Source organism: Holdemanella porci, from assembly GCF_019052655.1.
GTDB classification, from domain to species: Bacteria; Bacillota_I; Bacilli_A; order Erysipelotrichales; family Erysipelotrichaceae; genus Holdemanella; species Holdemanella hominis.
The window spans coordinates 1-4,594 of sequence record NZ_JAHQVB010000102.1; the positions used below are offsets into that span (position 1 = coordinate 1).

At 35.9% G+C, this 4,594-nt stretch carries 4 protein-coding genes; all 4 read right to left on the reverse strand.

Annotated features, from left to right (window positions below):
- Nucleotides 1–46 precede the first annotated feature (46 nt).
- From KTQ83_RS11325 to KTQ83_RS11340, 4 genes are read right to left on the reverse strand one after another with little or no spacing between them, the layout of a single operon-like run.
- The gene (locus tag KTQ83_RS11325; protein WP_217256861.1) at nucleotides 47–1,165 is read right to left on the reverse strand and encodes an amidohydrolase; all 1,119 of its coding nucleotides are present in this window, start codon (nucleotides 1,163–1,165) and stop codon (nucleotides 47–49) included.
- Nucleotides 1,165–2,289, reverse strand: coding sequence for an amidohydrolase (locus KTQ83_RS11330; RefSeq protein WP_217256862.1), 1,125 nt, complete (start codon nucleotides 2,287–2,289; stop codon nucleotides 1,165–1,167). Before KTQ83_RS11330 ends, KTQ83_RS11325 begins: the two co-directional genes overlap by 1 nt.
- Nucleotides 2,289–3,410 carry an amidohydrolase gene (locus tag KTQ83_RS11335; RefSeq protein ID WP_217256863.1) on the reverse strand — a complete coding sequence of 374 codons (1,122 nt, stop codon included), beginning with the start codon at nucleotides 3,408–3,410 and terminating at the stop codon, nucleotides 2,289–2,291. Before KTQ83_RS11335 ends, KTQ83_RS11330 begins: the two co-directional genes overlap by 1 nt.
- Nucleotides 3,410–4,534, reverse strand: coding sequence for an amidohydrolase (locus KTQ83_RS11340; protein WP_217256864.1), 1,125 nt, complete (start codon nucleotides 4,532–4,534; stop codon nucleotides 3,410–3,412). Before KTQ83_RS11340 ends, KTQ83_RS11335 begins: the two co-directional genes overlap by 1 nt.
- Between the last annotated feature and the right edge of the window lie 60 nt (nucleotides 4,535–4,594).

Below are 4,594 nucleotides of genomic sequence, written 5' to 3' on the forward strand. Positions count from 1 at the left end.
TACAATTTTTAAAGCCAACTTTTAGTCAACCCTATCTAATTGCGGATTACCCTTTTGTTCCATTAATATATACATTTTTAATTGTATTATTCAAATCAATCAAACTTTTTGTACAAATTATAAAGTCAGCATCTTTGCCTTCTTTGATAGAACCAACTCGATTCTCTAAATGTAAGATTTTAGCGGGATTGATTGTGATGGCCTTGATGGCTTCTAGTTCTGGTAGTCCTGCCTTATGTGCAAGTGTGGCATTTAATGGCAGATATTGTTGGGGATTGAATGGGGAATCGGTTGTGATCGCAAATAAGATTCCTTTTTCATACATCTTATTTGGGGTTTCAAACGAATCGTTGGCACATTCAAACTTATCTTTATGACAAAGGCTTGGTCCACAAATACATGGAAAACCACTCTCTTTGATTTGGTCTAGAATCGCTTGTGAATCCGTCGCATGATCTAAGGTGATTTCAATATCGTATTCTTTTGCGATACGAATTGCCGTTAACATATCATCGGCTCTATGGGCATGACACTTTAATGGAATCTCTTTTTTGATGACTGGAATCATGGCTTCTAGTTTTTGATCATAATCTACATCTTTACCAGATTCTTTTTTAGCTAAGTATTCTTTTGTCTTAGCTAGAGTTTCTCTAAGTAATGCACTGATTTGCATACGCGTATCAATTTTCTTTCCTTTGTAGCAATTCTTTGGGTTTTCACCAAAAGCCGCCTTCATCGCAATTGGATTTTGAATTGTCATTTCATCAATACAATTTCCTTTTGTCTTATACGCAAAGAATGTTCCACCAATCACATTGGCACTACCAGGTCCTGCAGCTACCGTTGTGACTCCTGCTTCTAACGCAGTTTGTACGGTTTCATCCATTGGATTACAACCATCAATACCACGCATGTTTGGAGTGATTGGATCTGTGATTTCATTTAAATCATTGCCTTCAAAGCCAATAGCTGTTTCTTCCATGCCCAAATGACAATGGGCTTCTACCATGCCTGGATATACATTGAATCCTGTAAGATCCTGAACATCTTCATCTTTGGGTTCTAAATTCTTTCCAATCTCTGTAAATACACCTTTATTGACTCGAAAATCCCCAATAAAAGGATCTTCTTCCATGGTATAAATAGTGGCATTTTTAAAAAGCATTAAGCGGCCTTCTTTCCGTCGACATAAACATCTTTGATTTCATTTGTCGTATCTAGGATGTTCTTTGTACAAATCACAAAGTCAGCGTCTTTACCTTCCTTGATAGAACCTACACGATTGTCTAAGCCTAAGATTTTAGCTGGATTGATTGTGATGGCTTTAATAGCTTCATATTCAGGAAGACCTGCTTTAGCAGCTAGAGCAGCACTTAAAGAAAGATATTGTTGAGGCACTACAGGAGAGTCTGTAATGATTGAGAATAAAATACCAGCTTTATATAGTTCGTTTGGTGTTTCAAATGACATATTCGCAAGCTCAAATTTTGATTTGTGAGTCAAAGCAGGTCCACAAATACAAGGGAATCCACTTTCTTTGATTTGAGGAATGATACAACGAGCATCTGTAACATGATCTAATGTCACTTTAATATCATATTCTTTCGCAATGCGAATCACTGTTAAAATATCATCGGCTCTATGTGCATGGCACTTTAATGGAATTTCTCTTTTGACAACAGGAATCATAGCCTCTAACTTTTGATCATAAGCTACATCTTTACCTAATTCTTTTTTCTTCATGTATTCCTTTGTCTTTTCTAATGTTTCTCTTAAAAGAGCACTAATCTGCATACGCGTATCAATTTTCTTTCCTTGATAACAACGCTTAGGATTTTCACCAAAGGCTGCCTTCATAGCCAAAGGATTTTGAATGCTCATTTCATCAATACAATTTCCTTTCGTCTTATACGCAAAGAAAGTTCCACCAATCACATTGGCACTACCAGGTCCTGCAGCTACCGTTGTAACTCCACCTTTTAATGCGGATTCGATTGTTTCATCCATTGGATTACATCCATCAATACCACGCATATTTGGTGTGATTGGATCTGTGATCTCATTGACATCATCGCCTTCAAAACGAATGGCTGTTTCTTCCATACCAAGATGGCAATGGCTTTCAACTAAACCAGGGAATACATATAGACCATTTAGATCTTGTACATCTTCACCTTCACTTGCTGTTAAATTTCTTCCAATTTGTGTAAATACACCTTTATCAATTTTAAAATCACCTACAAATGGATCTTGTTCCATTGTATAAATTGTTGCGTTCTTAAATAACATTATGCTTCCTTCTTTCCATTAATATATACATTTTTAATTTCATTTTGTGTATCTAAAATATTCTTTGTACAAATCACAAAGTCTGCATCCTTACCAGTTTTAATAGAACCAATACGATCATCCAGTTTTAAAATCTTAGCTGGATTGATTGTGATGGCCTTAATAGCTTCATATTCTGGAAGACCTGCTTTTGCGGCTAAAGCTGCACTTAATGATAAGTATTGTTCGGGTACTACAGGAGAGTCTGTGATAATAGAAAATAGAATACCGGCTTTATAGAATTCATTGGCTGTTTCAAAAGACATATTTTTAACTTCATATTTTGATTTATGCCCCAAACAAGGACCTAGAATACATGGAAAACCACTTTCTTTAATTTGTGGAATAATGCTTCTTCCATCTGTTACATGATCTAATGTCACTTCAATGTCATATTCTTTCGCAATACGAATCACGGTTAAAATATCATCGGCTCTATGACAATGGCACTTTAATGGCATTTCCTTTTTAATAACCGGAATCATGGCTTCTAGTTTTTGATCATAAGCTACATCTTTTCCAGCTTCTTTTTTAGCTAAGTATTCTTTAGTCTTAGCTAGAGTTTCTCTAAGCAATGCACTAATCTGCATACGCGTATCAATTTTATTTCCTTTGTAGCAACGCTTAGGGTTTTCACCAAATGCGGCCTTCATAGCTAAAGGATTTTGAATTGTCATTTCATCAATGCAGTTACCTGCAGTTTTATACGCAAAGAAAGTTCCACCAATCACATTAGCACTACCTGGTCCTGCAGCGACTGTAGTCACTCCGCTTTTTAATGCTTCTTTAATTGTTTCATCCATTGGATTACAGCCATCAATACCGCGAATGTTGGGTGTGACTGGATCTGTGACTTCATTTCCATCCTCACCTTCAAAGCCAATGGAAGAACATACCATGCCTAAATGGCTGTGGGCATCAATAAGGCCAGGGAAGACATATAATCCATTTAGGTCTTGTACTTTTTCATCTTTGGGACTTAAATCTTTTCCAATTTCAGTAAATACACCTTTATCAACCAGAAAATCACCAATAAAAGGTTCTTCTTCCATAGTATAAATAGTCGCGTTCTTAAATAACATTACACAGCCTTCTTTCCATCGATATAAACGGATTGAATTTCATTTTGTGTATCAAGAATATTCTTAGTACAAATAATAAAGTCAGCATCTTTACCGGCTTTAATAGAACCTACGCGATTATCGAGTTTTAAAATCTTAGCTGGATTGATCGTGATTGCTTTGATAGCTTCATATTCATCCATACCTTCTTTTGCGGCAAGAGCGGCACATAAAGATAAATATTGTTCTGGAATAACTGGAGAATCAGTAGTGATGGAAACTAAGATTCCAGCTTTGTTTAATACGCCAGGCGTTTTAAAGGATTTGGATTTTAATTCAAATTTAGTCTTATGACCAAAACTAGGACCGCAAATACATGGATATCCGCTTTCTTTGATTTGTTCGACAATGCATCTTGCATCCGTCGCATGATCTAAAGTTACTTCAATGTCATATTCTTTCGCAATACGAATAACAGTTAAAATATCATCAGCTCTATGTGCATGGCACTTCAATGGCAATTCTTTTTTGATAACTGGAATCATGGCTTCTAACTTTTGATCATAATCTACATCTTTACCAGATTCTTTCTTTAACATATATTTTTTAGTTTTAGCTAGAGTTTCTCTAAGTAATGCACTGATCTGCATACGCGTATCAATTTTCTTTCCTTGATAACAACGCTTAGGGTTTTCTCCAAAAGCTGCCTTCATTGCGATAGGATTTTGAATGCTCATTTCATCAATGCAATTTCCTTTCGTCTTATACGCAAAGAAAGTTCCACCAAGAACGTTGGCACTACCAGGACCTGCAGCTACTGTAGTTACACCACCTTTTAATGCGAGTTCTACTGTTTCATCCATTGGATTACATCCATCAATTCCACGCATATTCGGTGTGATTGGATCTGTGATTTCATTGACATCATTCCCTTCAAAACGAATGGCTGTTTCTTCCATACCTAAATGGCAATGGCTTTCAACTAAACCAGGAAATACATATAAACCATTTAGATCTTGTACATCTTCTCCTTCATTAGCTGTTAAATCTTTTCCTATTTCTGTAAATACACCCTTATCGATTTTAAAATCACCTACAAAAGGGTCTTGTTCCATTGTATAAATGGTTGCGTTCTTGAATAACATATAATCACCTGTTATGAAGTGACCTTTGTCAAGACAAAATTACACTCATATTCTAAAAAT